Below are 25,618 nucleotides of genomic sequence, written 5' to 3'. Positions count from 1 at the left end.
TCAGGCAAGGATCAGCGCACGAGCGCCGGCACGACGCGCACGTAAATCAACTCCCCCACCAACTCCACCAGCGTCTGGGTAATCACCGCCGCCGCCGCCAACCCGCGCAAGTCTTCTGGCAACGCCAGCGCCAGCGGCAGCACCACCAGCGAGTTGCGGGTGGACGCACTGAAGGTCACCGACCTCACTTCGGGCACCGGCAAACGCATCAGCCGCGCCGTGGCAAAGCCGATCAGCGGCGCCAGCAGCATGAAGCCGATGTACACCGGGATCACCGGCAGCAAGCGCGCCAAATCGTGGAGCACGGCAGCGATCTGCGAGCCGATCACCACCACCAGCACCAGTGCCATCGCCGGTACTGGCAGCCACGCCCAGGCGTCGTTCCATGCCGCTGCCACACGTGAGCGACGGGCGCTGGCGCTGGTCAGCACGGCGAGCAGCAGCGGCAACACGATCAACAGGGCAAACGCTTCCACGAATGGGGTAATGGCAATCGCCACCTCGTCGCCGTCACCCAACATCAACCCCAGGTACACCGGCAACAGCAGCAGTTGCACCAGCAACAGCACGGGCGTTGCGGCGAGTGTCTGGCGTGAGTCGCCTTTGCCGATATGGGTGAACACCACCACGTAGTCGATGCACGGTGTCAGCAACACCAACAGGGCACCGATCAGGATGGCCGGGTGCGCGACCAGGCCGCGGGTGATTGCCCATACCAGCAGTGGCACAAGGATGAAGTTGGCCACCAGCAGTGCACTGATGAAGCGGCGGTTGCCAAGGCCCTGGCGCAGGTCGAGAAAGGGGATCTGCAGAAACATCGCGTACATCAGCACGGCAATGGCAGGGGTGATCAGGGCTTGCAGGGGGTGAGCGGCGTCAGGGGCCAGCAGGCCGAAGGCCGCGGCAACCAGCACGGCAGCAAAGTAGAGCGGGATCTGGTGGGTTTCGAGTTGCTCTCTGGTCAAGGCAGGGTCCTGTGCGCGCTCGGTGGTCGAAGCGGCACAGGGTAATACGTGGGGCGCGTGCAGGCGATATCAAGTGTCGAGCCAGTCTACCCCGCGTTGTTCGATCAACAGGCTCAGGGTGCATGGCTGGGCCTCGGCATAACACGCAAGAAAGCCGCCGACAGGGTATAGGTTGTGAATTTCCAGAGGGTGGCCTTCGCTGCTGATCAACTGGATTTCGCGGCGGCCATCTTCGAGCAGTGTCAGGTCGAAGGCGCTGCCGGTTTGCGCATCGATCAGGCTCCACAAGCTGGGCTCCCTCGACTTTGAGGTTCTGAGGGTCACCTGCCCGTCGACGTTCGTGAACACGCTTTTACCCAGATGAGGGCCGCTGCGTACATACAGCCTGTAACCTGCATCGCTGTGGCGAAAGTACAGCAGCAGCGCACAGGGCGTGGCGCCCTTGTCGAACGTGATCAGCCCTGACTCCTGGCCGTGCTGCCAGTCTTCTTCCGTGCCGTTGAGCATGCCCAGCGCCCGGGCTCCGTCAAATGCCTGGCCCGGTGCATAGCGTGGTGTGACCAGGGTCACTGGCCCTGTGGTCAGGCAGTCCAGGCTGTTCACCGGTGATTCGGCTATCTGCAGGGTAGCCGTGAAAGAACGCGCTATATGATCCGCCATGGAAGGCCTCCGGTTTGGCGTGGGGGAGGCCGCAGGCTAGGGGGTCTTGGGTTGGGTACCCATCTGGAACAGGTTCCGCGAAGCTGCGCAAAACGAAAAAGCCCGGCACAAGGCCGGGCTTTTCACATCAGGCTAACGCCAATCAGTTGCCGTAAACCGGCAGCTTCTTGCAGATGGCCTTGACCTTCTCACGCACGGCGTCGATCACCGCTTCGTTGTTCAGGTCAGCCAGGATGTCGCAGATCCAGCCGGCCAGTTCCTTGCACTCGGCTTCCTTGAAGCCACGGGTGGTCACAGCCGGGGTGCCGAAACGCAGGCCCGAAGTGACGAACGGGGAACGTGGGTCGTTCGGTACCGAGTTCTTGTTCACGGTGATGAAGGCTTTGCCCAGTGCAGCGTCGGCGTCCTTACCGGAGATTTCCTGCTTGATCAGCGACAGCAGGAACAGGTGGTTCTGGGTGCCGCCGGAAACGACGTCGAAACCACGCTCGATGAACACGCTGGCCATGGCCTGGGCGTTTTTCACCACTTGCTGCTGGTACGCCTTGAACTCAGGCTGCAGGGCTTCTTTGAAGCAGATGGCCTTGGCGGCGATCACGTGCTCCAGCGGGCCGCCCTGGGCGCCTGGGAAGACGGCGGAGTTCAGCTTCTTCTCGATGTCGGCGTTGGCACGGGCCAGGATCAGGCCGCCACGTGGACCGCGCAGGGTCTTGTGGGTGGTGGTGGTCACCACGTCGGCGAACGGCACCGGGTTCGGGTACACGCCAGCGGCAACCAGGCCGGCAACGTGGGCCATGTCGACGAACAGGTAGGCACCGACCTTGTCGGCGATTTCGCGGAAGCGTGGGAAGTCCAGCACCTGCGAGTAGGCCGAGAAGCCGGCAACGATCATCTTCGGCTTGTGTTCGACAGCCAGGCGCTCGACTTCGTCGTAGTCGATCAGGCCGTTGCCGTCGATGCCGTACTGGATGGCGTTGTACAGCTTGCCCGAGGAGCTGACGCTGGCGCCGTGGGTCAGGTGGCCGCCGTGGGCCAGGCTCATGCCCAGGATGGTGTCACCGGCCGACAGCAGGGCCAGGTAGACCGCGGCGTTGGCTTGGGAGCCAGCGTGCGGCTGAACGTTGGCGTAGTCGGCGCCGAACAGCGCTTTGGCGCGGTCGATGGCCAGTTGCTCGACCACGTCGACGTACTCGCAACCACCGTAGTAGCGCTTGCCTGGGTAGCCTTCGGCGTACTTGTTGGTCAGTACCGAACCCTGGGCTTCCATGACAGCCGGGCTGGTGTAGTTTTCCGAAGCGATCAGCTCGATATGCTCTTCCTGGCGCAGAGCTTCTTGCTGCATGGCTTCGAAGAGCTCGGCGTCGTACTTGGCAATGGTCAAATCACGGCTGAACATGGCGGTCCTCAAGGATCGGGCTGAATTGGGGGGGCATTCTAACCGATTGCTTCGCGCCTGGCATATGAAGTGACGTCAAGTCGCGGACCAATGGGACTCATGTTGCAAGCCGCGCCCTGACTGGGCTGGAGTTGACTCTCAAGTCCGTTTTTTTTGCGGTTGGAGCGGGTGTTACTGGAACATGAACAGGGTCTCGTTGCTGAACTGCGCCTCGAACTGATGCGCCGGCATCGGCCGCCCGAACAGGTAGCCCTGCACCTCGTCGCAACCATGCTCGCGCAAGAACTCCAGCTGCTCATGGGTTTCGACGCCCTCGGCGATCACCGCCAGGTTCAGGCTGTGCGCCATGGCGATGATCGCCCGGGCAATCTGCGCATCCTGCTCGCCCTCGGGCAGGCCGTCGACGAAGGTGCGGTCGATCTTCAACACGTCGATCGGGAACTGCTTGAGGTAGTTGAGCGACGAGTAACCCGTGCCAAAGTCGTCGACCGCAATGCTCAGGCCAAGGTTTTTCAGGCTGGCCAGAATCTGCAAGGCCTCGTTGACCTCGCGCATCAGGATGCTTTCGGTCAGCTCCAGCTCCAGGCATGCCGGTGGCAGCCCGGTTTCTTCCAGGATGGTGGCAATGCGCGTGCCCAGCTGGCCGTCGGAGAACTGCCGCGCCGAGATGTTCACCGACACCTTCGGCACCCGCACCTTGGCCTTGTGCCAGGCCTTGAGCTGGCGGCTGGCTTCGCGCAGCACCCAGTCGCCGACATCCACCACCAGGCCCAGCTCTTCGATCACCGGGATAAAATCACCCGGTGGTACCAGGCCACGGGTCGGGTGGCGCCAGCGCAGCAAGGCTTCGGCGCCGGTCAGGCGCTTGCCGTCGCCGCTGAACTGCGGCTGGTAATAGAGGATGAACTCGTTCTGCTCCATGGCATGGCGCAGGTCGCTCTCCAGCTCCAGGCGTTCCAGGGCGCTGGCGTTCATTTCCGCCTGGTAGAACTGGAAGTTGTTCTTGCCGCGTTCCTTGGCGTGGTACATCGCGGTGTCGGCGTTCTTCATCAACTGGCTCAGCTCGCTGCCATCCTGCGGGCTGAGGGCGATGCCGATACTGGCGGTGACAAAGAACTCGCGATTTTCCAGCACGAAAGGCCGTACCAGGCTGGCGAGGATGTTCTCGGCCACATGAATGGCGCGGTTAAGGGCCATTTCACGGGTTGTGCGCGGTTGCAGCAGCAAGGTGAACTCATCGCCACCCATGCGCGCCACGGTGTCGTCGTCATCCACGCAGGCCAGCAGGCGCAGGGCCATGTCCTTGAGCATGCGATCGCCCGCGGCATGGCCGAGGGAGTCGTTGATCGGCTTGAAGCGGTCCAGGTCGAGGAACATCAGCACCACCCACGCCTTTTGCCGGTCGGCCTGCTGCAGGGCCGTGTGCAGGCGGTCCTGGAACAGGGTGCGGTTGGGCAGGTGGGTGAGGGCGTCGTAGTAGGCCAGGCGGTGGATGCGCTGTTCGCTGGCCTTGCGCTCGCTGATGTCGGTAAAGAAGCACACGTAGCTGGCCAGGTCGCCTTCGTCATCGAGCACCGCAGTGATGCCGACCCAGGCCGGGTAATGGTCGCCGTCACGGCGCTTGAGCCACACTTCGCCTTCCCAGCTGCCGCGCTGGTGCAGTTGCTTGACCACGTAGCGCAGGTGGCCTTCCTGCTGTTGCTCGACGGTGAGCATGCCGGGCAGTTGGTCGAGCACGTCGCTGACCGCATAGCCGCTGACCCGGCTGAATGCCTCGTTGGCCTGGACGATGTAGCCGGCCGGGTCGGTGATGAGGATGGCCGAGGTGGAGTGCTCGAATACCGTTGCGGCCATGCGCAGGTCTTTTTCGGCGCGGCGTTGCTGGCTGATGTCGCGGCCTACCCCGAGCACGCCTTCGAAGTGCTGCTGGTCGTCCCACACCAGCACCAGGCGCAGTTCGATCGGGATCTTGCGGCCATCGGCACGCAGGCAGTCGAACAGGAACAGTTGAGTCGGCAGTTGGCTACGTAGCTGGGCCAGTTGCTCGCGGTCGCCCATGGCATTGCTGACGCGCTCCATCAGGCTGTAGATGCCGGTCAGCTGGGCCGGGTTGGCGATGATCGATTGCCAGCCGTTGTCGAAGATCCACTCGGCCTGATAGCCCAGTACCGCTTTTACCGAGGGGCTGACGTAGTTCAGCTGCAGCTGGCTGTCGGTGGAGAAAATCACATCGCTGATGCTTTCGGCCAGCATGCGGTAGCGCTGTTCGCTGTCGCGCAGCGACTGGCTGGCCTCGATCTGCACGGTGACATCCTTGCCCACGCCAATGATGCGCGTCACCAGGCCAGCGTGGTCGCGGGTCAGCACCTGTTCGCGAATGTCGTAGCAACGCCAGCTGCCGTCGTGGTGACGGAAGCGCAACTGGCAGTGCAGTGGTTCGCTGTGGCCGGTTTCACGCTGATGCTGGCGCAGCGCCTGGAAGTGCGCGGCGTCTTCGGGGTGCAGCAACAATTCCCAGAACCGGTCGCCCATCTGCGCCAGCTCGGTGCGGCTGTAGCCCAGGGTCTGGCCGAGGTGGCGGTTGCTGAAGATCATGCGCTGGCTGGGCACGTCCTGTACGTAGAGCTGGTCGGGCACGGTACGCACCACGTCCGACCAGAAGCTCTCGCGTTCGAGCAGCGACAGCTCCACCTGCTTGCGGCTGGTGATGTCGCTGATGCTGAGGATCACCGCCTGGTAGTCGCGGCGCTGCAGCGGCAGGCGGGCCATCAGCCACAGGTGCAGTTCGCCGCCCAGCGGCGCCGGCAGGCGCACTTCCAGCTCCAGCAGCGAGCGTTGTTCGATCAGTGCATCGATCAGTTGCATGCCGATGCTGTCACGGCCATCGCCGCTGCCGTCGATCAGGCGCTGCCAGGCACCCTCGTGGCACTCGACATTGAGCAACTGGCGCGCCACCTGGTTGATCTCGGTGATCTTCAACTCCTGCAGCAGCGAGCGGCGCAGGTTCGGGTCCAGGGCCAGGCTGTGCTTGAGGGCCGCGTGATTGCGCAGGTGGTAGCGGTCGAGCTGGCCGGGCAGGCTGGAGAGGTCGAGCACGCACAGGGCAACGCCGGTGCCTTCGAAGATTTCCTGATATCGCCGGCGGTCTTCCTGTAGCGCGCGTTGGCGGCGGCGCATGTTGATCAACGCCAGCACCGGCAGCAGGGCACAAAACAGCACCAGCATGCACTTGCCGATCAGTGCCGGTAGCAACTTCTGCTGGGCCAGCTCGGCGTCGAACAGGCCGCGCAGCTGCCAGGTGCTGTTGTCGATGAACGCCAGCATCACGCTCTGCAGCGGCGCCGTGCTGGTCTGCGCAGTGGCATGGCGCTCCAGCACCGCGCCGCTGCGGCTGTTTTCCAGCAGCCACAGCGGGTGGCCCGGGTTGTCCAGGTGCACGGTGAGGGTACGGTAATACGCCTCGGACAGGCGCAGCAGCCAATAGCCGCGGTCCTGTTCGGTGGACTGGCGCAGCAACAGGTAGATGGTGCGGTTGTCTGCCGAGTTGGCGAAGAAGTAGGGGCGCCCCTGGTTCAACGTCAGCAGCTCGCCAATCAATGGGCGGTCTGGGCTGCCGGCCAGGCTGTCGGCGCGGATCTGCCCGCTGCTGTCCAGCCAGGCCAGGTCTCGCAGGGCGGGCAGGCGTGCGCGCAGGGTGTCGAGCAGGCTGGGCAGGGCGGCGGGCGTCGGTGCATTGACGTAGGGCTGCACCACATTCACCGCCTGCTGGGCTTTGAGCGCCATGTTCAGGCTGAGGTGGTCGGCAAGCTCCGCAGTGGCCTCCAGGCTTTGCTTGCGCAGGTCGGCCTGGGTATGGCGGAACTGGGCGAACAGCTGCCACAGCAGCAGGCCCAGCAGAATCAGGGCCAACAGGGCCAGCGCACCCTTGATCGACCCGCGCAGGGAAGCGGCGGGGGCCAGTGAAGCGGGACGCAGCGACGACGGATGAGTGAGATTGGTCAAGCGTTGGTCCTGCGATTGGGCTGGCGATGGCAGGGATTGATCATGCACGGTGGGTGCCGGTGTCTGGTTGCCAGACCGCGGTGGCGCACTATAAGGCCGGACACCCTAAACCGGCTAGCATGCCTAGGATTATGGCAAAGTGCCAGCCCGGTTGTCCGCTGGCGCTCGGCCTGCCGACGGTCGTGGTCGCGCCCCCGTGGTTCGGCAAGCCCCTGCAACCTGTGCGAGAATGCCGCCCGCTTCAATGACAACGCTTCGGAGATGTTCGGTTTTGGTTACTCACTTTTCCTCCAATGGCCTCGATTCCGCCTGTGGGCGCAGCAGTCAGACCCTTGTCAGCACTGCCGTGACCGAGGACGTATCCTGCAAGTCGTGCCAGCGTTCGCTGGTCAAACCCGAGGCGGCAGCCGCCTCGAAAAGCAAGGCCCCGTCGCTGGCCGAACTGCGCAAGACCGCCAAGGCGGCAGCAGCACCGGTTGCGGCGGCGCCCGTGGTGAAACAGCCGGCTACCCAGGCCGTCAGCAAGCCTGCCGCCAAGCCGGCCAAGGCCGCCGAGCAGCCTGCCCGCAAGGGCGGCTTCAGCGTCAAGTCTGCCTGGGCCGCGCGCCTGGCCGAGCAGGGTGGCGGTTGCCGGTTGCCGCGGGGCAAGGCCAAACAGCGTCACGTCTGAGCCTTTTCGGGCAATCGTGTTTGCTGGCCCATTCGCGGGGCAAGCCCGCTCCCACAGCAGCAATCGACCTGCAGGGGCGGGCTTGTCCCGCGAATGGGCCGTATAGCGGCCCCCTGTTGATCCCCCACCCGGCCCTCCTATGCAACGCCGCGCGTTGGCGTAGAATGGTCGACTTTGTTCAATGACACCCCGTAAACACATCCCCCTGGCCCATTGCCGGGGCGTTCGTCGATGTCTTTACCTATTTAGAGGGCTTGGTTTTGGCTCAATACGTCTACACCATGCATCGGCTGAGCAAGGTCGTGCCGCCGAAGCGCGAAATTCTCAAGAACATCTCCCTGTCGTTCTTCCCAGGCGCCAAGATCGGCGTGCTCGGCCTGAACGGCGCGGGTAAATCGACCCTGCTGCGGATCATGGCGGGCGTCGACAAGGAATTCGACGGCGAAGCCCGTCCGATGCCCGACATCAACGTCGGCTACCTGCCGCAGGAACCGCAACTCGACCCGGCCAAGACCGTACGTGAAGTAGTCGAAGAAGCGGTCAGCGTCATCAAGGACGCCCAGGCTCGCCTGGACGAGGTCTACGCGGCTTACGCAGAACCCGACGCCGACTTCGACAAGCTGGCCGCCGAGCAGGCCAAGCTCGAGTCGATCCTGCAGGCTGCCGACGGCCACAACCTCGAGCGCCAGCTGGACGTTGCCGCCGACGCCCTGCGCCTGCCGGCCTGGGACGCGAAAATCGAACACCTGTCCGGTGGTGAAAAGCGCCGTGTGGCCCTGTGCCGCCTGCTGCTGTCGGCACCCGACATGCTGCTGCTCGACGAACCGACCAACCACCTGGACGCCGACTCGGTGGCCTGGCTGGAGCGCTTCCTGCACGACTTCCCCGGCACCGTGGTAGCGATTACCCACGACCGTTACTTCCTCGACAACGTCGCCGGCTGGATCCTCGAACTGGACCGCGGCGCCGGTATCCCGTACGAAGGCAACTACTCGGGCTGGCTGGAAGCCAAGTCGGACCGTCTGGCGCAGGAATCCAAGCAGCAGAGCGCTCACGAGAAGGCCATGAAAGAGGAACTGGAGTGGGTGCGCAAAGGCGCCAAGGCCCGCCAGTCCAAATCCAAGGCACGTCTGCAGCGCTTTGAAGAAATGCAGTCGCAGGAATTCCAGAAGCGCAGCGAAACCAACGAGATCTACATCCCGGCCGGCCCGCGCCTGGGTGACAAGGTCATCGAGTTCAAGAACGTTTCCAAAGGCTATGGCGATCGCGTGCTGATCGACAACCTGTCGTTCGCCATGCCCAAAGGCGCCATCGTCGGCGTGATCGGTGGTAACGGCGCCGGTAAGTCGACCCTGTTCCGCATGCTGATGGGCAAAGAGCAGCCGGACTCGGGCAGCATCGAGATCGGCGAAACCGTGCAACTGGCCTGTGTCGACCAGAGCCGCGAAGACCTGGACGGCAGCAAGACCGTGTTCCAGCAGATCTCCGACGGTTCCGACCAGATCCGCATCGGTAACTACGAGATTCCGTCGCGCACCTACGTTGGCCGCTTCAACTTCAAGGGCGGCGACCAGCAGAAGTTCGTCAAGGACCTGTCCGGTGGTGAGCGTGGCCGTCTGCACCTGGCCCTGACCCTGAAGGAGGGCGGTAACGTCCTGCTGCTCGACGAACCGTCCAACGACCTTGACGTCGAAACCCTGCGTTCGCTCGAAGAAGCCCTGCTGGACTTCCCGGGCGCCGCGATCGTGATTTCCCACGACCGTTGGTTCCTGGACCGTGTGGCCACGCACATCCTGGCGTACGAAGACGACTCGAACGTGATGTTCTTCGAAGGCAACTACACCGAGTACGAAGCTGACCGCAAGAAGCGCCTGGGCGATGCTGCTGCCCAGCCGCACCGTGTACGGCACAAGAAGCTGGCCCAGTAAGCCCGTTTTGGATGCACAAGAATGGGGCCCTCAGGGGCCCCATTTTTGTGCCTGGCATAAAGGGGTGCCACCCCCTTCGTGGGGCAAGCCCGCGCCCACAAAATGTCCAGTGCTCTGGGGCCTTTCATAGATCCTGTGGGAGCGGCCTTGCCCCGCGAAGAGGCCCGACCTGCTAACAACAATCCATCAATTTTGTATACATTTATATAAAACGCACCAAATAATTTCAAAAAAACGACATTACGCCCTGTTCTCGTGCGATTGCTTCTTGGTACATTCGAAAAAAAACCAATAAGTCCAATCCCTCTTGGTGAGATGTCTACCATGGTCGAATCTGTCGATAATTTCCTCGCGCGCCTCAAGCAACGCGATCCTGCCCAGCCTGAGTTCCACCAGGCAGTGGAAGAAGTCTTGCGCACCCTCTGGCCGTTCCTCGAAGCCAACCCCCATTACCTGCAGGCCGGTATCCTGGAGCGCATGGTCGAACCCGAGCGCGCGGTGCTGTTTCGCGTTTCTTGGGTCGATGACCAGGGCAAGGTCCAGGTCAACCGCGGCTACCGCATCCAGATGAGCAGCGCCATCGGCCCGTACAAGGGCGGCCTGCGCTTCCACCCGTCGGTCAACCTGAGCGTGCTCAAGTTCCTGGCCTTCGAGCAGGTATTCAAGAACTCCCTGACCTCGCTGCCCATGGGTGGCGGCAAAGGCGGCTCGGACTTCGACCCGAAGGGCAAGAGCGATGCAGAGGTGATGCGCTTCTGCCAGGCCTTCATGAGCGAGCTGTACCGCCACATCGGTGCCGACGTCGACGTGCCAGCCGGTGACATCGGCGTGGGCGCCCGCGAGATCGGCTTCATGTTCGGCCAGTACAAGCGCCTGGCCAACCAGTTCACCTCGGTGCTGACCGGCAAGGGCATGACCTATGGCGGCAGCCTGATTCGCCCAGAGGCCACCGGCTACGGCTGCGTCTACTTCGCTGAGGAGATGCTCAAGCGCCGCGACCTGCGCATCGATGGCCGTCGCGTGGCCATTTCCGGCTCGGGCAACGTGGCCCAGTATGCCGCGCGCAAGGTCATGGACCTGGGCGGCAAGGTCATCTCGCTGTCCGATTCCGAGGGCACTCTGTACGCCGAAGCGGGCCTGAGCGACGCCCAGTGGGACGCCGTGATGGAGCTGAAAAACGTCAAGCGTGGCCGCCTCAGCACCCTGGCGGGCGAGTTCGGCCTAGAGTTCCGCAAGGGCCAGACCCCGTGGAGCCTGCCGTGCGACATCGCCCTGCCGTGCGCCACGCAGAACGAGCTGGACACCGAAGACGCCCGCACCCTGCTGCGCAATGGCTGCTTCTGCGTGGCCGAAGGCGCCAACATGCCGACCACCCTCGCGGCTGTGGATATCTTCCTGGACGCGGGCATCCTGTACGCCCCGGGCAAGGCGTCCAACGCCGGCGGCGTGGCCGTGTCGGGCCTGGAGATGTCGCAGAACGCCATGCGCCTGCTGTGGACGGCCGGTGAAGTGGACAGCAAGCTGCACAACATCATGCAGTCGATTCACCATGCCTGTGTTCACTATGGTGAAGAGGCTGACGGCAAGATCAACTACGTCAAGGGCGCGAACATCGCCGGCTTTGTGAAAGTGGCTGATGCCATGCTGGCGCAGGGCGTGGTCTGATCCAAAACCGATGGGGCCGCTTTGCGGCCCCATCGGCCCGCCGCTCCTACAGGTGTGGGGGCGGCCCTCAAGCCTCACCCTCGATGGCGACCACCTCGATCATCTGATCTCCTACCGGCCGCCGCCAAACCACTTCATCCCCAGGCCCCGCGCCTAGCAAAGCCCGCCCCAGCGGCGACCCCCAATTGATCAACCCGCGCCCCGCATCGGCCTGATCTTCCCCAACCAGCTGCACCTCGTGCGCCTGGTCGTGCTCATCGACAAACCTCACCCGGCTACCAATCTGTACCTTGCTCCGCGAAGTGGCGGCTGGCACCACCTGGGCACTCTGCACCCGGGCGCTGAAGTAGCGCAGGTCACGCTCGGCATCGGCCAGGCGCTGCTTGTCGGCACGCTCGCCCTGGGCCTGCAGCTGGCTGCGCAATGTGTTGAGTTCGGCCACCCGTTGCTGCAGTTGTGCCAGGCCCAGGGCCGTGACGTAGTTGGGCTGCTCGCTGACCCGCCGCTCTACCGGCTGGTCGGCCTGGGCGGCGGCCTGGTCTTCGTTGACGAATGCTCGGCTCATGGTGGCCTCCTTGTGCTGAAGACCATGATGGCAGGCCGCCGGTTTCAAAGGATGTCCGATTGCGACCTAGGGGTGGCGGTAGGCCCGCGCAGCGCCGCGGTCTTTCTCCTGCTCCCAGTCACGGTCGCGTTGGTCCCAGTAGCGGTCGCGGTACTGACGCTGCTCTTCGCTGTTCTGCAGGGCGTGACACTGGCGAAAACCATCGTCCCAGCCACTTTCGTACTGGCGGTTGTGCAGGTAGCGCGGCACGTCCTTGCGAAAGTCGCCGACCATCAGCCCGGCAGCCTGGCGGCCGCTGCTGCAGCCATCCTGGAAGCCATCGGCGTAGGCGGGCGGGTAACCGTGGTCGAGCATCTGTTCGTGGGTCGTTGCGCACCCAGACAGCAAAAAGGCAAAGCACAGGCCTAACCAGTACCGCGACATAGCCACCAGACCCTCCAGTTGATGCGGGAGAGTCTAGGTGGCGGTTTGTCGGTGGGCTGTCAATACAGTGTCAAAGAGTCAGTAGTGGTACCACTTCAGCTCCAGCATCACCTCGTTCTGCGCCGTCGCCAGGTGGCTGAACTCACGCGATGCACTTAGCCGCAGGCCCAGGTTGCGGCTGATTTCCCATTGCTGGTTCAGGCTTACACTGCGGCGCACCTCGCCATTGGTGAAGAAATCGCCCTTGGCCTCCAGCGTCATGTTGCCCAGCCCGTTGCGCCACAGCAGCCCGCCGTTGAAACCCGCCGCCGGGGAAATGAATTCGGCGAAGTCGTTGTGGTGCTCCACGCGTACCGTGCCCAAGGCGAAGCCCAGCAAGCCATCGGCCAGTTGCCAGGTACCGCCGGCACCGCCATTCACATGGCTTACCAGCACCTCGTCGTCATGCTTGCCCGGCACCCGCTCCAGGCCGCCGGTCACTTGCCATGACCAGGGCTTGAGCAGCGCGTTGCGCGGCGTCAGGGAGCGAATGGTGGCGAGGTCCAGGCGCTGTACCTGCCAGTCGTTGCCTTCGTACTGGCGCACTTTGAGCTGCAAGATCTCGATCTGCGCGCCCAGCGGGAAGCCGTAGGCGTTGTCGTTGAGGTCGTGATAGGCCATGCGCAGGCCGTACTCGGCGTAGGCGCGGTCTTCCCGCGTGCCGACACCGAGCTGCCAGGTGCGTGAGTCATGGCCATCTTCGGGCAGCCCGGGGCGCTCGATATCCAGCGCTGGTGGGGGGTTGCGGTTGATCGCCCGCAGCAGCTCGAAGCTGCGCGTGGCCTGGCCCGGGTCGCGCTCCTGGCCGTTGGCGCGGTAACGCTCCAGGCGGTAGGCGGCGTCCTGCACCAGCGCCTGGCGCTCGCGCGGCAGGGCGGTGAAGGCCGGGCTTTGCAGCTGCGCGGTATCGGCGCTGACCGCCAGTACCTGCTGCTTTTCGTGGGGGGCCAAAGGCTCGGCGCGGGCCAGCAGTTCGCGTTCGCGCGAAGGCCGGTAGTTGACGCTGGCCACCAGGCCAGACTGGCGCACCGCCTTGACCGTGTCGGTGGGGATGGCGGTCAGCGGAAACTGCGAGGTCAGGTCCAGGCTCGGCCGGGCTACTTGCAGCAGTTCCAGCAGGCGGTATGAGCAGTTCTCGTCGAAGAAGAAGTAATCGAACTGGATCTGCTTGAGCTCCCACACATGCTCGACCATGCGCCCGGTCTCTTGCGGGGTGAGGTCCAGCTTGTACTCCCACAGGTCGCGGTTTTCCAGGCTGCGGTACTCGGACAGCTTCTCTTGGTACGGCATCAGCGCAAACAGGCCTGGATAGCCGCCCATCAGGCCCTTCCAGGCGTACAGGATGCTGTTGTCGCTGCCTTCGATGTAGGCGCCGAAGTTGATCGCGTAGCTCAGCAGCGTGGTGTCGTCGCTGTGGGTGGTGGACTGGTCGATGCGCAGCAGTGTATGGCCGAACATCGACGATGGGCTGTTCAGGTAGGCCGCCGGGAAGATCAGCGCGGCGCTGTGCGGGTCGATCGAGGTGTACCAGGTCTTGAATTCCTGGCAGTCGGGCTGCGGCAGGTCAGTCAGCCCCAGTTGTTCCTTGAGCCAACGGGTGCGTGCCGGAAAGACGCATTGGGCATGCTTGTCGCCCAGGCTGGCCGGCGCATACAGCGCCTGCACCGTGGCCCGCAGCTCCTGGTCCGGGTGGTGCGCGCCATCCTCGGCGAGAAAGAACCGGGTGTCGTCCACATAGCTTCGCCAGCCACCGAGCTTGGCAGTCTCGTAGTGGCCCAGGGCGATCCAGTAGGGGGTACTGGCCAGTTGCTGAATACGGCCTTCATCCAGCGCAGGCGCAGCATGAACAGGGGCGCAGGCACACAGCGCCAGGTAAGCGAGGCGTTTGAGCATATCGGGCAACTACTTCTTCACGATGCCGAAAAAAAGGCGAAACCCGCCCCGGAGGTGGGGCGGGGCAAGCTGCACTTAAGCCTCGGTTGCGTACTTGGCCAGGCGTGGGTCGCTCTTCAGCACCGCCAGGGTGTTGCTGTGCACGGTTTCGGCCGTGACGTCGGCGCTGCTGAAGATTTGGTTGAAGTGCTGGTGGGTGACCGACTCGAAGTAGGTGCGGTCTTCAGGCGCTACACCCAGTACCACGGCATAGGTGGTCAGAGCCTCGCCTTTGCCCATGGCCATGTCTTCGGACAGTTCGTTCATCATGCCGTTCATGGCAAACCAGGACTTGCCGCCATAGGTCAGCGAAGCCTTGGTGGAGCAGCCGTTGGTGCCGGAGGTCATGCCGAAGGTGGCGTTACCGGAGGTACCGTTGGTGGTGGAAGCCAGGAAGTGGGCCGGCGTACCGCGCTGGCCTTCGAACAGCATGTTGCCCCAGCCGCAGTTCGGGCCGCCAGGCGCTTCGGCCATGGCATTGAGGGAGACCACGGTGAACAGAGTACCCAGAAGAATCCGTTTCATAGCATTTGTTCTCTATTTGTCTTAACCAAGGGTCAGGGTTTCTGGCAACTCGGTTGCCAGGCGGGAAAGCTTTTCACCCACCCGCGCAGCTTGGAGTTTAGGCACGATCTAAAGGTTGCGTTGTTGATTGCGAAAAATTTGCCTGAAGCGCTGTGTTATCGCGACTGCGACATAAAGTCCCGCCGAGCCTTGCAAGGCGCGCGCGGGCAGCGCCAGAATGCTGCGTATCCGCCCCGCCGAAGTAAGGAAACCCAATGCCCGATCCTGTCGCTGCGCGCCTGCGTCTTGCGCCTGAAGCCCTGACCCGGCGTTTTTCCCCCGAGCAGTTTGCTTTTACCCATACTGACGATCTGGAGCCGTTTCGAGGTGTCCTGGGCCAGGAGCGAGCAGTCGAGGCCCTGCAATTCGGCGTGGCCATGCCCCGCCCTGGCTACAACGTGTATGTGATGGGCGAGCCCGGCACCGGCCGCTTCTCGTTCGTCAAGCGCTACCTCAAGGCCGAGGGCAAGCGCCAACACACCCCCGCCGACTGGGTATATGTCAACCACTACGAGGACACCCGCGAGCCGCGTGCCCTGGAGCTGCCTTCGGGCACCGCTGGTGAATTCATCACCGACATGAGTGGGCTGATCGACAACCTGTTGTCGACCTTCCCGGCGGTGTTCGAGCACCCGTCGTACCAGCAGAAGAAGGGCGCCATCGACCGCGCCTTCAACCAGCGTTATGACCGCGCCCTGGATGTGATCGAGCGCGCTTCGCTGGAAAAAGACGTGGCCTTGTACCGCGACGCCAGTAACGTCGCCTTCACCCCAATGGCCGAAGGCAAGGCGCTGGACGAGGCCGAGTTCGCGCAACTGCCGGAAGCGGTGCGTGAGCAGTTCCACGAAGACATCGCCCTGCTCGAGGAGCGCCTCAACGAAGAGCTGGCCAGCCTGCCGCAGTGGAAGCGTGAGTCGAACAACCAGCTGCGCCAGCTCAACGAAGAAACCATTACCCTGGCCCTACAGCCGCTGCTGGCGCCGCTGTCGGAAAAGTACGCCGAGAACGCGGCGGTCTGCGCCTACCTGCAGTCGGTGCAGTTGAACCTGCTGCGCACCGTGGTCGAGCAACTGGTCGATGACAGCAAGACCGACGCCGTGGCGCGCAAGATGCTCGAAGAGCAATACGCGCCGAGCCTGGTGGTGGGGCATCACCACGACGGTGGCGCGCCGGTGGTGTTCGAGCCGCACCCGACCTACGACAACCTGTTTGGCCGGATCGAATACAGCACCGACCAGGGCGCGCTGTACACCTCCTACCGCCAGTTGCGCCCGGGGGCGTTGCACCGGGCCAACGGCGGCTTCCTGATTCTTGAAGCCGAGAAGATGCTCGGCGAGCCCTTCGTCTGGGATGCCCTCAAGCGGGCGCTGCAGTCGCGCAAGCTGAAGATGGAGTCGCCGCTGGGCGAGCTGGGCCGGGTGGCGAGCGTCAGCCTGACGCCGCAGATGATCCCGCTCAACGTCAAGCTGGTGATCATCGGCTCGCGTCAGCTCTATTACGCGCTGCAGGACCATGATCCGGACTTCCAGGAAATGTTCCGGGTGCTGGTGGACTTCGACGAAGACATGCCCATGATCGACGAGAACCTGGAGCAATTTGCCCAGCTCTTGCGTACTCGCACCAACGAAGAAGGCATGGCGCCGCTGACCAGCGACGCCGTGGCGCGCCTGGCCACCTACAGCGCCCGGCTGGCGGAAAACCAGTCGCGGCTGTCGGCACGCATCGGTGACCTGTTCCAGCTGGTCAGCGAGGCCGATTTCATCCGCCAGCTGGCCAGCGACGAGATGACCGACGCCGGGCACATCGAGCGTGCGCTCAAGGCCAAGGCCACCCGCACCGGGCGTGTGTCGCAGCGGGTGCTGGACGACATGCTCGCCGGCATCATCCTGATCGACACCGAAGGCGCGGCCATCGGCAAGTGCAACGGCCTGACGGTGCTGGAGGTAGGTGACTCGGCATTCGGTATGCCGGCGCGCATCTCGGCCACGGTCTACCCCGGCGGCAGCGGCATCGTCGACATCGAGCGTGAGGTCAACCTGGGCCAGCCGATCCACTCCAAGGGCGTGATGATCCTCACCGGCTACCTGGGTAGCCGCTACGCCCAGGAGTTCCCGCTGGCCATTTCGGCGAGCATTGCCCTGGAGCAGTCCTACGGTTATGTCGACGGTGACAGTGCCTCGCTGGGTGAGGTGTGCACGCTGATCTCGGCGTTGTCGCGCACGCCGCTCAAGCAATGCTTTGCCATCACCGGTTCGATCAATCAGTTCGGTGAAGTGCAGGCAGTTGGTGGGGTCAACGAGAAGATCGAGGGCTTCTTCCGGCTCTGCGAGGCGCGCGGCCTGACCGGCGATCAAGGCGTGATCATCCCGCGTGCCAACGTGGCCACGCTGATGCTCGACGAGCGGGTATTGCAGGCGGTCGAAGGCGGGCAGTTCCACGTGTATGCGGTCAGCCAGGCCGACGAGGCGCTGAGCCTGCTGGTGGGCGAGGAGGCCGGCACGGCGGATGAAAATGGCGAGTTCACCGAGGGTAGCGTCAACGCCCGCGTGGTTGAGCGCCTGCGCGAAATCGCAGAAATGATCAGCGAAGAGGACATCAAAGAGGCAGAAAAGGAACGCCTGGAAGAGGTGATTGCGCAGGCTAAACCGGCCTAAGTCAATAAACCGGCGCTGGCGGCGATGTGCTACCGTTCAGCGCCGGTTTTCCAACTTTCTGTGCTGTTCCTCTATGCTGGAACTTAGGACGGTATCAGCGTTCAGGATGGAAACAGCCTGAGGGTTTCAGGCTGAACAGGGCTCATTGGAGGGGACGCGGCCATGCGCAACCTCAGCCTTACTCGCCAGTGCCTGGGCCTGGTGACCCGCATCGAATGCAGCATCCGCCCACTGGCCGGCGACAACGGCATGTGGACGCTGTTGTTCGCCGCCGGCATGGCCGGCGAGCAACCTTCGGCCATCAAGGCCCAGGGGCCGTTTCACGGGCCGCTGGTGGCCGAGTCGGTGCTCAATGCCATTGTCGACAGCCTGACGCTACACGGGTATCAGGTTTGCGAAGACCCGCAGATCTGGTGCCTGCACCTGCAGGCCCAGTTGCGTCGCATCAATGGCGAGCGCTGTCGTAACCTGGGGGATTATCAGTTCCATCCGGAAAGCTAGGCGATTGCTGGGGCCGCTGCGCAGCCCCATTCGCGACACAAGGCCGCTCCCACAGAGGTCGGTGGGTGCGGCCTTGTGTCGCGATTGGGCTGCGCAGCGGAGCCGGGCTTTTGCTGCAGCAGGTGGCTGGCTATACTCGCCGTCGCTTTTTTAGTCACCTGACGAGTCCCTACCCTCCATGGAACGTATTCTCGAAAATGCGATGTATGCCTCGCGCTGGCTGCTCGCCCCTATCTACTTCGGCTTGTCCCTCGGGCTGTTGGCCCTGGCCCTGAAGTTCTTCCAGGAAGTCGTTCACGTCCTGCCCAATGTATTTGCCCTGAGCGAAGCCGACCTGATTCTGGTGATCCTGTCGCTGATCGACATGTCGCTGGTGGGTGGCCTGCTGGTGATGGTGATGATTTCCGGCTACGAGAACTTCGTCTCGCAACTGGACATTGACGACAGCAAAGAGAAACTCAACTGGCTCGGCAAGATGGACTCATCTTCGCTGAAGATGAAAGTTGCTGCATCGATCGTGGCCATTTCGTCGATTCACCTGCTGCGCGTGTTCATGGACGCACAGAACATCTCCACCGACTACCTGATGTGGTACGTGATCATCCACATGACCTTCGTGGTGTCGGCCTTCTGCATGGGTTACCTGGACAAGCTCACCAAGCACTGAGCCCGCCTGATTGGGTAAAACTGACGAGTGGCGTCAGTTTTACCTTGTGTATTCCCTGGCCCTGTACAAAAAATGAGCACTCATGCGGTTCCCGCTGCGAGGTGCTCTCATGAACCTGCATCAGCTCAATACCGAGGCCAGGGTTGGCCATGTCGACGAACTCAACCTGATCGCTATCGAAGGTGGTGATTACCTGCTTGAGGCCCGGGTCAAGGGCCGTGCGCATCCGCTTTCCGACAGCCGCGGGCAACGCTTGCGCGTGCACTCCGTGGAAGAAGCGCGTGACCTGCTCAAAGCCCTTCCATTGCTGTCGCTAAACCTGTTGCACTGGTCAGTGCAGGACGAAATGTGCGGCATGGGCACGCACCCCGAAGAAGACCTGAAAGTACCGATTTCCCAGCGTTCGGCCTGGTAGCTGCTCCAGGCGCCCCAGTGTGCTAGGCTGCTCGCCCTTTTCATCAAGGGCGCGGCTTCACTGCGCCCTGCAGTGGAGCACGACAATGTCCGAACTCAACCTGTCTACCGACGAAACCCGCGTCAGCTACGGCATCGGCCGTCAGCTGGGTGGCCAACTGCGTGACAACCCACCACCAGGTGTCAGCCTGGACGCCATCCTGGCCGGCCTGACCGACGCCTTCAACGGCGCCGACAGCCGCGTCAGCGAAGCCGACCTGTCGGCCAGCTTCAAGGTCATCCGCGACATCATGCAAGCCGAGGCAGCAGCCAAGGCCGAAGCAGCAGCTGGCGCCGGCAAGGAATTCCTGGCCGAAAACGCCAAGCGCGAAGGCATCACCACTCTGGCTTCGGGCCTGCAGTTCGAAGTGCTGACCGCAGGTGAAGGCGCCAAGCCGACGCGCGAAAGCAACGTGCGTACCCACTACCACGGCACCCTGATCGATGGCACCGTGTTCGACAGCTCCTACGAGCGTGGCCAGCCGGCTGAATTCCCGGTAGGCGGCGTGATCGCTGGCTGGACCGAAGCCCTGCAGCTGATGAACGCTGGCAGCAAATGGCGCCTGTACGTGCCGAGCGAGCTGGCCTACGGCGCCCAAGGCGTTGGCAGCATCCCGCCGCACAGCGTACTGGTGTTCGACGTCGAGCTGCTCGACGTTCTGTAATGCCTATGGGGCCGGCTTAGCCGGCCTCAGTTCCAATCCGTCCCCCCAGGGCGCAACGCCCGCGCATAGCAGAACAGAAACAAATTTCGCACCAGCTCCTTGAGCACCCCAGGTTCACTCGAATTCAGCCCGCTCATGTCCAGGTCGCCCTGGTCGCGCAGTTCATCAAGGGCTTCTTCTTCAAGTACCGCGCACACTTCGCCGGTCTCGCGATGCAAGATGCGCAGGTAAGGGTGAGGGCGGTCCAGCCAGGCGTCGATCAGATAGGTCATGGCTATTCTCCTTGGATAGCAGTTCCAATGAGAATAATTCTTATTATCAAAATAGCAAGGGTCTATTGGCGTATTTTTGCCGAATGGTGCAGTGACCCTGTTGCAGGATCTGTCAGGGCCACCAGAAAGGTAGCCCCGTCGCACCCGAGGGTCAGACCTTGCGCACGAACTCGGACTTCAGCTTCATGGCGCCGATGCCGTCGATCTTGCAATCGATGTCGTGGTCGCCGTCGCACAGGCGGATGTTCTTGACCTTCGTGCCGACCTTGACCACCAGGGACGAGCCCTTGACCTTGAGGTCCTTGATCACGGTGACGGTGTCGCCGTCCTGCAGCACATTGCCGACCGAATCCTTTTTCACCGCGTCATCGCTGGCGGCTTCGGCTTCGCCGTTGGCCGACCACTCGTGCGCGCACTCGGGGCAGATCAGCTGGGTGCCATCCTCGTAGGTGTATTCGGAATTGCATTTGGGGCAGGGCGGCAAAGTGCTCACTTCGGTTCCTTAAACAGACAGGCGGTTGAAAAGGCCCATATTGTATAAGGTTTTCTCTGTGAAGTGTTTTGTCCTTGCAAAAGCATCGCGGGCAAGCCCGCGATGAAGGTGGCGCGATGTTAGTGCGTACGCGCTACCGCAAACTCGCTCAGCTCGATCAACGCATCGCGATATTCACTGGCCGGCAGCACTTCCAGGCACTCGATGGCCCGCTTCACGTAGTCACGGGCCATCTGCGCGGTGTAGTCCAGCGCGCCCGAGGCTTCGACCGCCGCGCGGATCTGCTCGAGGTCTTCAAGGCCACCCTTCTGGATCGCCTGGCGCACCAGCGCAGCCTGTTCGGGCGTGCCTTCGCGCATGGTGTAGATCAGCGGCAGGGTCGGCTTGCCCTCGGCCAGGTCGTCACCGACGTTCTTGCCCAGGGTCTGCGAGTCGCCCTTGTAATCCAGCAGGTCGTCGACCAGCTGGAAGGCCACACCCAGGTGGTCGCCGAAGGTGCGCAGGGCTTCGCGCTGCGCGTCGCTGGCGCCGGCCAGCGCGGCGGCGCTGTGGGTCGAGGCCTCGAACAGCATGGCGGTCTTGCCGCGGATGACCTCCATGTACACCTCTTCCGTGGTGCTGGCATCGCGCACGCGCGACAGCTGCAGCACTTCACCCTCGGCGATGACGCGGGTGGCCTTGGAGAGGATCTGCATGACCGGCATCGAACCCAGTTCGACCATCATTTCGAACGAGCGCGAATAAAGGAAGTCGCCCACCAGCACGCTCGGTGCGTTGCCCCACAGCGCATTGGCGGTGGAACGGCCGCGGCGCATGCCGGACATGTCGACCACGTCGTCGTGCAGCAAGGTGGCGGTGTGCAGGAACTCGATGGTCGCTGCCAGCAGGCGCAGGTCGTCGCCTTCGCGGCCCAGGGCCTTGCCACACAGCAGGACCAGCAGGGGACGCAGGCGCTTGCCACCGGCCGACGTGATGTAGTCGCCGATCTTCGATACCAGCGGCACGCGCGAGGTCAGCTGCTTCTTGATGATCTCGTCGACGGCGCTGAAATCATCAGCCACCGCGCGGTAGAAGGTTTGGGGTTGCATCGGCTGCTCCATTGACGTTGCGCGGCATGCTAGGTCGCGGGTCCCGGTGTGTCAAGGCGCGGTGCCAGCGCCACGGGGGCGGTACTTGCAAGCAAAACCGGGGTTGCGTACAATCGCGCACCCTAACTTCCTGGGCAGCACCTGCCTTACGCAATTGCACCGGGCCGTTCCAGCCCCATGCAGCCATGCCAGCCAATACTCATCATATAAAGCGCTGGGTGAGCAGGATTATCGGAGAAATACCCATGTCTTACGCAGTAATCGTTACCGGCGGCAAGCAGTACAAAGTCGCTGAAGGTGAATTCCTCAAGATCGAAAAACTGGAAGTCGCCACTGGCGAATCCGTGACTTTCGATCGCGTTCTGCTGGTTGCCAACGGTGAAGAAGTCACCATCGGCGCTCCAGTCGTCGCCGGCGCTAAAGTTGTTGCTGAAGTCGTTTCGCAAGGCCGTCACGATAAAGTCCGCATCATCAAGTTCCGTCGTCGTAAGCACCACATGAAGCGTATGGGCCACCGCCAGTGGTTCACCGAGATCAAAATCACCGGCATCCAGGCTTAATCCCCTAGATCCCCTGAATTTATTTGGAGAATTGAACCATGGCTCACAAGAAGGCTGGTGGTAGTACCCGTAACGGTCGCGACTCAGAATCGAAACGCCTTGGCGTGAAGATGTATGGCAGCCAGGTCGTCAAGGCCGGCAACATCATCGTCCGTCAGCGCGGCACCCAGTTCCACGCCGGCTACGGCGTTGGCATGGGCAAGGATCACACCCTGTTCGCCAAGATCGAAGGCGTGATCAAGTTCGAGAAGAAAGGCGAGTTCAACCGCCGTTACGTGAGCATCGTCGCAGCCTAATCGCGACGTCGCTCCAGAAGCCCCGTCATGCGACGGGGCTTTTTCGTTTGTGGTGAGCCTCTTGCAAAGCTGTTTGTATGGGCTGCCGGCGTGGGTTTCTACGGTCGTACGGGGCCGCCGCGCTCATTTTTGCAAGAGCCTCAGGTTTTTTAAGTATTCAGCTCGTCGGAAGACGAGGGGCGGTTTTAATGAAGTTTGTTGACGAAGTATCGATTCGAGTCAAAGCCGGTGACGGCGGTAACGGTTGCATGAGCTTCCGTCGCGAAAAATTCATCGAAAACGGTGGCCCTAACGGCGGCGACGGTGGTGACGGCGGTTCGGTGTACATGGTTGCCGACGAAAACCTCAACACCCTGGTCGACTACCGCTACACCCGTCACCATGAGGCCCAGCGTGGCGCCAACGGTGGCAGCACCGACTGCACCGGCAAGAAGGGTGAAGACCTGTTCCTGCGGGTGCCGGTCGGCACCACGGTGATCGACGCCACCACCCAGGAAGTGATCGGTGACCTGATCACCCCTGGCCAGAAGCTGATGGTCGCCCAAGGCGGCTGGCACGGCCTGGGCAACACCCGCTTCAAGTCGAGTACCAACCGTGCGCCGCGTCAGACCACCCCGGGCAAGCCAGGTGATCAGCGCGACCTGAAAATGGAAATGAAGGTCCTGGCCGACGTCGGCCTGCTCGGCCTGCCAAACGCTGGCAAGAGCACCTTCATCCGTTCGGTGTCGGCTGCCAAGCCGAAAGTCGCCGACTACCCGTTCACCACCCTGGTGCCGAACCTGGGCGTGGTCAGCGTCGACCGCTGGAAGAGCTTCGTCATTGCCGACATCCCCGGCCTGATCGAAGGCGCATCCGACGGTGCCGGCCTGGGTATCCGCTTCCTCAAGCACCTGGCGCGTACCCGCGTGCTGCTGCACCTGGTCGACATGGCGCCGCTGGACGAAAGCAGCCCGGCCGATGCCGCAGAAGTGATCGTCAACGAGCTGACCCGCTTCAGCCCGTCGCTGGCCGAGCGTGAGCGCTGGCTGGTGCTGAACAAGTCTGACATGGTCATGGACGACGAGCGCGACGAGCGGGTCAAGGAAGTAGTCGAGCGCTTGCAGTGGGAAGGCCCGGTCTATGTGATCTCGGCCATCTCCAAGCAGGGCACCGACAAGCTCAGCCACGACCTGATGCGCTACCTCGAAGACCGCGCCGACCGCCTGGCCAACGACCCGGTCTTCGCCGCCGAGCTGGCCGACCTCGACCAGCGCATCGAAGACGAAGCCCGCGCCCAGCTGCAGGCCCTGGACGACGCCCGTACCCTGCGTCGCACAGGCGTCAAGAGCGTCCACGACATCGGCGACGATGACGGTTGGGACGATGATTTCGAGGACGACGAAGACGGCCCGGAAATCATTTACGTGCGCGACTGACCGGTTGCAGTACACTAAACGCCGCTCTCTGGAGCGGCGTTTTTGTATCCACTGTATCTACAGATTCGACATAGGTTGGAAGAAGATGCGAAGCAAGGTGACGGGCGCCAAGCGCTGGGTCGTGAAGATTGGCAGTGCGCTGTTGACCGCCGATGGCAAAGGCCTGGATCGCGGCGCAATGGCCGTTTGGGTCGAGCAGATGGTCGCGCTGCGTGAGGCAGGCGTGGAGTTGGTGCTGGTCTCTTCGGGGGCAGTGGCAGCGGGCATGAGCCAGCTGGGCTGGACCTCGCGACCGAGCGCGATGAACGAGCTGCAGGCCGCCGCTTCGATCGGCCAGATGCGCCTGGTGCAGGCTTGGGAGTCGAGCTTCGGCGAGCACGGCAAGCACACTGCGCAGATCCTCCTGACCCATGACGACCTGTCCGACCGCAAACGTTACCTGAACGCGCGCAGCACCCTGCGCACATTGGTCGACCTCGGCGTGGTGCCGGTGATCAACGAAAACGACACCGTGGTCACCGACGAGATCCGCTTCGGCGACAACGACACCTTGGCCGCGCTGGTGGCCAACCTGGTGGAAGCTGACCTGCTGGTGATTCTCACCGACCGCGACGGCATGTTCGACGCCGACCCGCGCAACAACCCCGAAGCCCAGCTGATCTATGAAGCCCGTGCCGACGACCCGGCGCTCGACGCCGTGGCCGGTGGCACCGGTGGCGCGCTGGGCCGTGGCGGCATGCAGACCAAGCTGCGCGCTGCGCGCCTGGCGGCACGTTCCGGTGCGCATACCATCATCATCGGTGGCCGCATCGAGCGCGTGCTTGATCGCCTCAAGGGCGGTGAGCGCCTGGGCACCTTGCTGTCGCCTGAGCGCGGCATGCTCGCTGCGCGCAAGCAGTGGCTGGCCGGGCACCTGCAAACCCGTGGCACGCTGGTGCTCGACGCCGGCGCCGTGCAGGCACTGCGCCAGGCCAACAAGAGCCTGTTGCCGGTTGGCGTGAAGACCGTGCAGGGCAGTTTCCGGCGTGGCGAGATGGTGGTATGCGTCGGCCCGGACGGCCTTGAAGTGGCCCGCGGCCTGGCCAACTACAGCGCCCTGGAAGCGCAGAAAATCATCGGCCAGTCGTCCGATGCCATCGAGACCCTGCTCGGTTACAGCGCCGAGCCGGAGCTGGTGCACCGCGACAACCTGGTGCTGGTATGAATAGGTTCAAGCGGGTGATTGCCGTGGCGGCATTGGCACTGCCGATGCTGGCCGCAGCGGAAGAGGTTGGCCAGGTGTCGACCGTGTTCAAGTTCCTCGGGCCGAACGACCGTATTGTGGTCGAGGCTTTTGACGACCCCAAGGTCGAGGGTGTGACGTGCTACCTGTCGCGCGCCAAGACGGGCGGCATGAAGGGCGGCCTGGGCCTGGCTGAGGACCGTGCCGAGGCGTCGATTGCCTGCCGTCAGGTGGGGCCGATCAACTTCAAGGGTGAGCTCAAAGACGGCGAAGAAGTGTTCAAGGAACGCACCTCGCTGGTGTTCAAGACCATGCAGGTGGTGCGCTTCCTCGACAAGAAGCGCAATACCTTGGTGTACCTGGTGTATAGCGACCGCATGATCGAAGGCAGCCCGCAGAATGCGGTGACGGCGATTCCGATCTTGCCTTGGGCGCATTGATAGCCTGGTAGATTTTGGGAGGCCTTCGGCCTCCTTTCGCGACACAAGGCCGCTCCTACAGGGAAACGCATACCCCTGTAGGA

24 protein-coding genes are annotated in these 25,618 nt (G+C 63.0%); 13 read left to right on the top strand and 11 right to left on the bottom strand.

Going from position 1 to position 25,618, the window contains the following annotated elements:
• Positions 1 to 11 precede the first annotated feature (11 nt).
• From DJ563_RS17570 to DJ563_RS17555, 4 genes are all read right to left on the bottom strand, one after another.
• Positions 12 to 965, bottom strand: coding sequence for an arsenic resistance protein (locus DJ563_RS17570; RefSeq protein WP_274099806.1), 954 nt, complete (start codon positions 963 to 965; stop codon positions 12 to 14).
• Positions 966 to 1,034: 69 nt separating this feature from the next.
• Positions 1,035 to 1,625, bottom strand: a complete 591-nt coding sequence (locus DJ563_RS17565) for a hypothetical protein (RefSeq protein WP_274099807.1) — start codon at positions 1,623 to 1,625, stop codon at positions 1,035 to 1,037.
• A gap of 142 nt (positions 1,626 to 1,767) precedes the next feature.
• Positions 1,768 to 3,021, bottom strand: coding sequence for a serine hydroxymethyltransferase (glyA, locus tag DJ563_RS17560; protein ID WP_274099808.1), 1,254 nt, complete (start codon positions 3,019 to 3,021; stop codon positions 1,768 to 1,770).
• Positions 3,022 to 3,192: 171 nt separating this feature from the next.
• Positions 3,193 to 7,023 (bottom strand): sensor domain-containing protein, encoded by a 3,831-nt coding sequence (locus DJ563_RS17555; RefSeq protein WP_434518092.1) that lies wholly within the window; start codon positions 7,021 to 7,023, stop codon positions 3,193 to 3,195.
• Positions 7,024 to 7,294: 271 nt separating this feature from the next.
• Here DJ563_RS17555 and DJ563_RS17550 point away from each other — a divergent pair, with 271 nt between their 5' ends.
• The 3 genes from DJ563_RS17550 (at position 7,295) to gdhA (ending at position 11,286) form a co-directional block, all read left to right on the top strand.
• Positions 7,295 to 7,693, top strand: coding sequence for a hypothetical protein (locus DJ563_RS17550; RefSeq protein ID WP_047582799.1), 399 nt, complete (start codon positions 7,295 to 7,297; stop codon positions 7,691 to 7,693).
• 260 nt (positions 7,694 to 7,953) lie between these two features.
• Positions 7,954 to 9,621 carry an energy-dependent translational throttle protein EttA gene (gene ettA, locus DJ563_RS17545; protein ID WP_027594531.1) on the top strand — a complete coding sequence of 556 codons (1,668 nt, stop codon included), beginning with the start codon at positions 7,954 to 7,956 and terminating at the stop codon, positions 9,619 to 9,621.
• Positions 9,622 to 9,945: 324 nt separating this feature from the next.
• A complete protein-coding gene (gene gdhA / locus DJ563_RS17540) occupies positions 9,946 to 11,286 on the top strand; it encodes an NADP-specific glutamate dehydrogenase (RefSeq protein WP_186662856.1) in 1,341 nt (446 codons plus the stop codon).
• A 67-nt stretch (positions 11,287 to 11,353) separates the two neighbouring features.
• On the opposite strand, the gene DJ563_RS17535 is transcribed toward gdhA, so the two are convergent.
• The 4 genes from DJ563_RS17535 to DJ563_RS17520 form a co-directional block, all read right to left on the bottom strand.
• The gene (locus DJ563_RS17535) at positions 11,354 to 11,851 is read right to left on the bottom strand and encodes a GreA/GreB family elongation factor (protein ID WP_434518091.1); all 498 of its coding nucleotides are present in this window, start codon (positions 11,849 to 11,851) and stop codon (positions 11,354 to 11,356) included.
• Between the two features lie 66 nt (positions 11,852 to 11,917).
• Entirely contained in the window at positions 11,918 to 12,274 is a 357-nt protein-coding gene (locus DJ563_RS17530; protein ID WP_274100359.1) for a hypothetical protein, read from the bottom strand.
• Positions 12,275 to 12,352: 78 nt separating this feature from the next.
• Positions 12,353 to 14,206: an Lnb N-terminal periplasmic domain-containing protein gene (locus DJ563_RS17525; RefSeq protein ID WP_033701384.1), complete on the bottom strand. Its 1,854-nt coding sequence runs from the start codon at positions 14,204 to 14,206 to the stop codon at positions 12,353 to 12,355.
• Positions 14,207 to 14,281: 75 nt separating this feature from the next.
• Entirely contained in the window at positions 14,282 to 14,770 is a 489-nt protein-coding gene (locus DJ563_RS17520; protein ID WP_033701382.1) for a DUF3015 domain-containing protein, read from the bottom strand.
• A gap of 254 nt (positions 14,771 to 15,024) precedes the next feature.
• Between DJ563_RS17520 and DJ563_RS17515 the strand changes: the two genes are divergently transcribed.
• From DJ563_RS17515 to DJ563_RS17495, 5 genes are all read left to right on the top strand, one after another.
• On the top strand, positions 15,025 to 17,463 hold the full coding sequence (locus tag DJ563_RS17515; RefSeq protein WP_274100357.1) for a Lon protease family protein: 2,439 nt from the start codon (positions 15,025 to 15,027) through the stop codon (positions 17,461 to 17,463).
• A 162-nt stretch (positions 17,464 to 17,625) separates the two neighbouring features.
• A complete protein-coding gene (locus DJ563_RS17510; RefSeq protein ID WP_274100358.1) occupies positions 17,626 to 17,964 on the top strand; it encodes a hypothetical protein in 339 nt (112 codons plus the stop codon).
• A 178-nt stretch (positions 17,965 to 18,142) separates the two neighbouring features.
• Positions 18,143 to 18,631, top strand: coding sequence for a TIGR00645 family protein (locus tag DJ563_RS17505; RefSeq protein WP_016501546.1), 489 nt, complete (start codon positions 18,143 to 18,145; stop codon positions 18,629 to 18,631).
• Positions 18,632 to 18,740: 109 nt separating this feature from the next.
• Positions 18,741 to 19,046: a DUF6482 family protein gene (locus DJ563_RS17500; protein ID WP_033701379.1), complete on the top strand. Its 306-nt coding sequence runs from the start codon at positions 18,741 to 18,743 to the stop codon at positions 19,044 to 19,046.
• Between the two features lie 85 nt (positions 19,047 to 19,131).
• Complete coding sequence (locus DJ563_RS17495) at positions 19,132 to 19,749, top strand: FKBP-type peptidyl-prolyl cis-trans isomerase (protein WP_033701378.1); 618 nt, start codon at positions 19,132 to 19,134, stop codon at positions 19,747 to 19,749.
• A gap of 26 nt (positions 19,750 to 19,775) precedes the next feature.
• On the opposite strand, the gene DJ563_RS17490 is transcribed toward DJ563_RS17495, so the two are convergent.
• The 3 genes from DJ563_RS17490 to DJ563_RS17480 all read right to left on the bottom strand — a co-directional run bounded on the left by DJ563_RS17490 (position 19,776) and on the right by DJ563_RS17480 (position 21,602).
• Positions 19,776 to 20,021 carry a PA4570 family protein gene (locus DJ563_RS17490; protein WP_003256316.1) on the bottom strand — a complete coding sequence of 82 codons (246 nt, stop codon included), beginning with the start codon at positions 20,019 to 20,021 and terminating at the stop codon, positions 19,776 to 19,778.
• 151 nt (positions 20,022 to 20,172) lie between these two features.
• Entirely contained in the window at positions 20,173 to 20,514 is a 342-nt protein-coding gene (locus DJ563_RS17485; protein ID WP_274100704.1) for a zinc ribbon domain-containing protein YjdM, read from the bottom strand.
• Between the two features lie 119 nt (positions 20,515 to 20,633).
• Positions 20,634 to 21,602, bottom strand: coding sequence for a polyprenyl synthetase family protein (locus DJ563_RS17480; RefSeq protein WP_033701373.1), 969 nt, complete (start codon positions 21,600 to 21,602; stop codon positions 20,634 to 20,636).
• 245 nt (positions 21,603 to 21,847) lie between these two features.
• On the opposite strand from DJ563_RS17480, the gene rplU reads away from it, so the two are divergent.
• The 5 genes from rplU (at position 21,848) to DJ563_RS17455 (ending at position 25,535) form a co-directional block, all read left to right on the top strand.
• Positions 21,848 to 22,162, top strand: a complete 315-nt coding sequence (rplU, locus tag DJ563_RS17475; RefSeq protein ID WP_003247466.1) for a 50S ribosomal protein L21 — start codon at positions 21,848 to 21,850, stop codon at positions 22,160 to 22,162.
• Between the two features lie 38 nt (positions 22,163 to 22,200).
• Positions 22,201 to 22,458 (top strand): 50S ribosomal protein L27, encoded by a 258-nt coding sequence (gene rpmA, locus DJ563_RS17470; protein WP_008092023.1) that lies wholly within the window; start codon positions 22,201 to 22,203, stop codon positions 22,456 to 22,458.
• A gap of 188 nt (positions 22,459 to 22,646) precedes the next feature.
• The gene (cgtA, locus tag DJ563_RS17465; protein WP_033701372.1) at positions 22,647 to 23,873 is read left to right on the top strand and encodes an Obg family GTPase CgtA; all 1,227 of its coding nucleotides are present in this window, start codon (positions 22,647 to 22,649) and stop codon (positions 23,871 to 23,873) included.
• A gap of 85 nt (positions 23,874 to 23,958) precedes the next feature.
• Complete coding sequence (proB, locus tag DJ563_RS17460) at positions 23,959 to 25,077, top strand: glutamate 5-kinase (protein WP_434518090.1); 1,119 nt, start codon at positions 23,959 to 23,961, stop codon at positions 25,075 to 25,077.
• Positions 25,074 to 25,535 carry a CreA family protein gene (locus DJ563_RS17455; protein WP_047582786.1) on the top strand — a complete coding sequence of 154 codons (462 nt, stop codon included), beginning with the start codon at positions 25,074 to 25,076 and terminating at the stop codon, positions 25,533 to 25,535. The genes proB and DJ563_RS17455 overlap by 4 nt, the downstream gene beginning before the upstream one ends.
• The last annotated feature ends 83 nt before the right edge of the window (positions 25,536 to 25,618 follow it).

Origin of the sequence: Pseudomonas sp. NFX1, assembly GCF_051123555.1 — a bacterium.
GTDB classification, from domain to species: Bacteria; Pseudomonadota; Gammaproteobacteria; order Pseudomonadales; family Pseudomonadaceae; genus Aquipseudomonas; species Aquipseudomonas capeferrum.
The sequence above is the reverse complement of the archived record's forward strand: the minus strand, read 5'-3'. Positions and strand labels throughout refer to the sequence as shown.

Bases quoted from the DNA above. Each gene is read 5' to 3' on its own strand.
- proB (WP_434518090.1), top strand. From the start codon at position 23,959: ATGCGAAGCAAGGTGACGGGCGCCAAGCGCTGGGTCGTGAAGATTGGC.
- rpmA (WP_008092023.1), top strand. From the start codon at position 22,201: ATGGCTCACAAGAAGGCTGGTGGTAGTACCCGTAACGGTCGCGACTCA.
- rplU (WP_003247466.1), top strand. From the start codon at position 21,848: ATGTCTTACGCAGTAATCGTTACCGGCGGCAAGCAGTACAAAGTCGCT.
- DJ563_RS17495 (WP_033701378.1), top strand. From the start codon at position 19,132: ATGTCCGAACTCAACCTGTCTACCGACGAAACCCGCGTCAGCTACGGC.
- DJ563_RS17510 (WP_274100358.1), top strand. From the start codon at position 17,626: ATGCGCAACCTCAGCCTTACTCGCCAGTGCCTGGGCCTGGTGACCCGC.
- DJ563_RS17530 (WP_274100359.1), bottom strand. From the start codon at position 12,274: ATGTCGCGGTACTGGTTAGGCCTGTGCTTTGCCTTTTTGCTGTCTGGG.
- DJ563_RS17505 (WP_016501546.1), top strand. From the start codon at position 18,143: ATGGAACGTATTCTCGAAAATGCGATGTATGCCTCGCGCTGGCTGCTC.
- DJ563_RS17480 (WP_033701373.1), bottom strand. From the start codon at position 21,602: ATGCAACCCCAAACCTTCTACCGCGCGGTGGCTGATGATTTCAGCGCC.
- glyA (WP_274099808.1), bottom strand. From the start codon at position 3,021: ATGTTCAGCCGTGATTTGACCATTGCCAAGTACGACGCCGAGCTCTTC.
- gdhA (WP_186662856.1), top strand. From the start codon at position 9,946: ATGGTCGAATCTGTCGATAATTTCCTCGCGCGCCTCAAGCAACGCGAT.
- DJ563_RS17515 (WP_274100357.1), top strand. From the start codon at position 15,025: ATGCCCGATCCTGTCGCTGCGCGCCTGCGTCTTGCGCCTGAAGCCCTG.
- DJ563_RS17520 (WP_033701382.1), bottom strand. From the start codon at position 14,770: ATGAAACGGATTCTTCTGGGTACTCTGTTCACCGTGGTCTCCCTCAAT.
- DJ563_RS17525 (WP_033701384.1), bottom strand. From the start codon at position 14,206: ATGCTCAAACGCCTCGCTTACCTGGCGCTGTGTGCCTGCGCCCCTGTT.
- DJ563_RS17490 (WP_003256316.1), bottom strand. From the start codon at position 20,021: ATGACCTATCTGATCGACGCCTGGCTGGACCGCCCTCACCCTTACCTG.
- DJ563_RS17535 (WP_434518091.1), bottom strand. From the start codon at position 11,851: ATGAGCCGAGCATTCGTCAACGAAGACCAGGCCGCCGCCCAGGCCGAC.
- DJ563_RS17455 (WP_047582786.1), top strand. From the start codon at position 25,074: ATGAATAGGTTCAAGCGGGTGATTGCCGTGGCGGCATTGGCACTGCCG.
- DJ563_RS17500 (WP_033701379.1), top strand. From the start codon at position 18,741: ATGAACCTGCATCAGCTCAATACCGAGGCCAGGGTTGGCCATGTCGAC.
- DJ563_RS17565 (WP_274099807.1), bottom strand. From the start codon at position 1,625: ATGGCGGATCATATAGCGCGTTCTTTCACGGCTACCCTGCAGATAGCC.
- cgtA (WP_033701372.1), top strand. From the start codon at position 22,647: ATGAAGTTTGTTGACGAAGTATCGATTCGAGTCAAAGCCGGTGACGGC.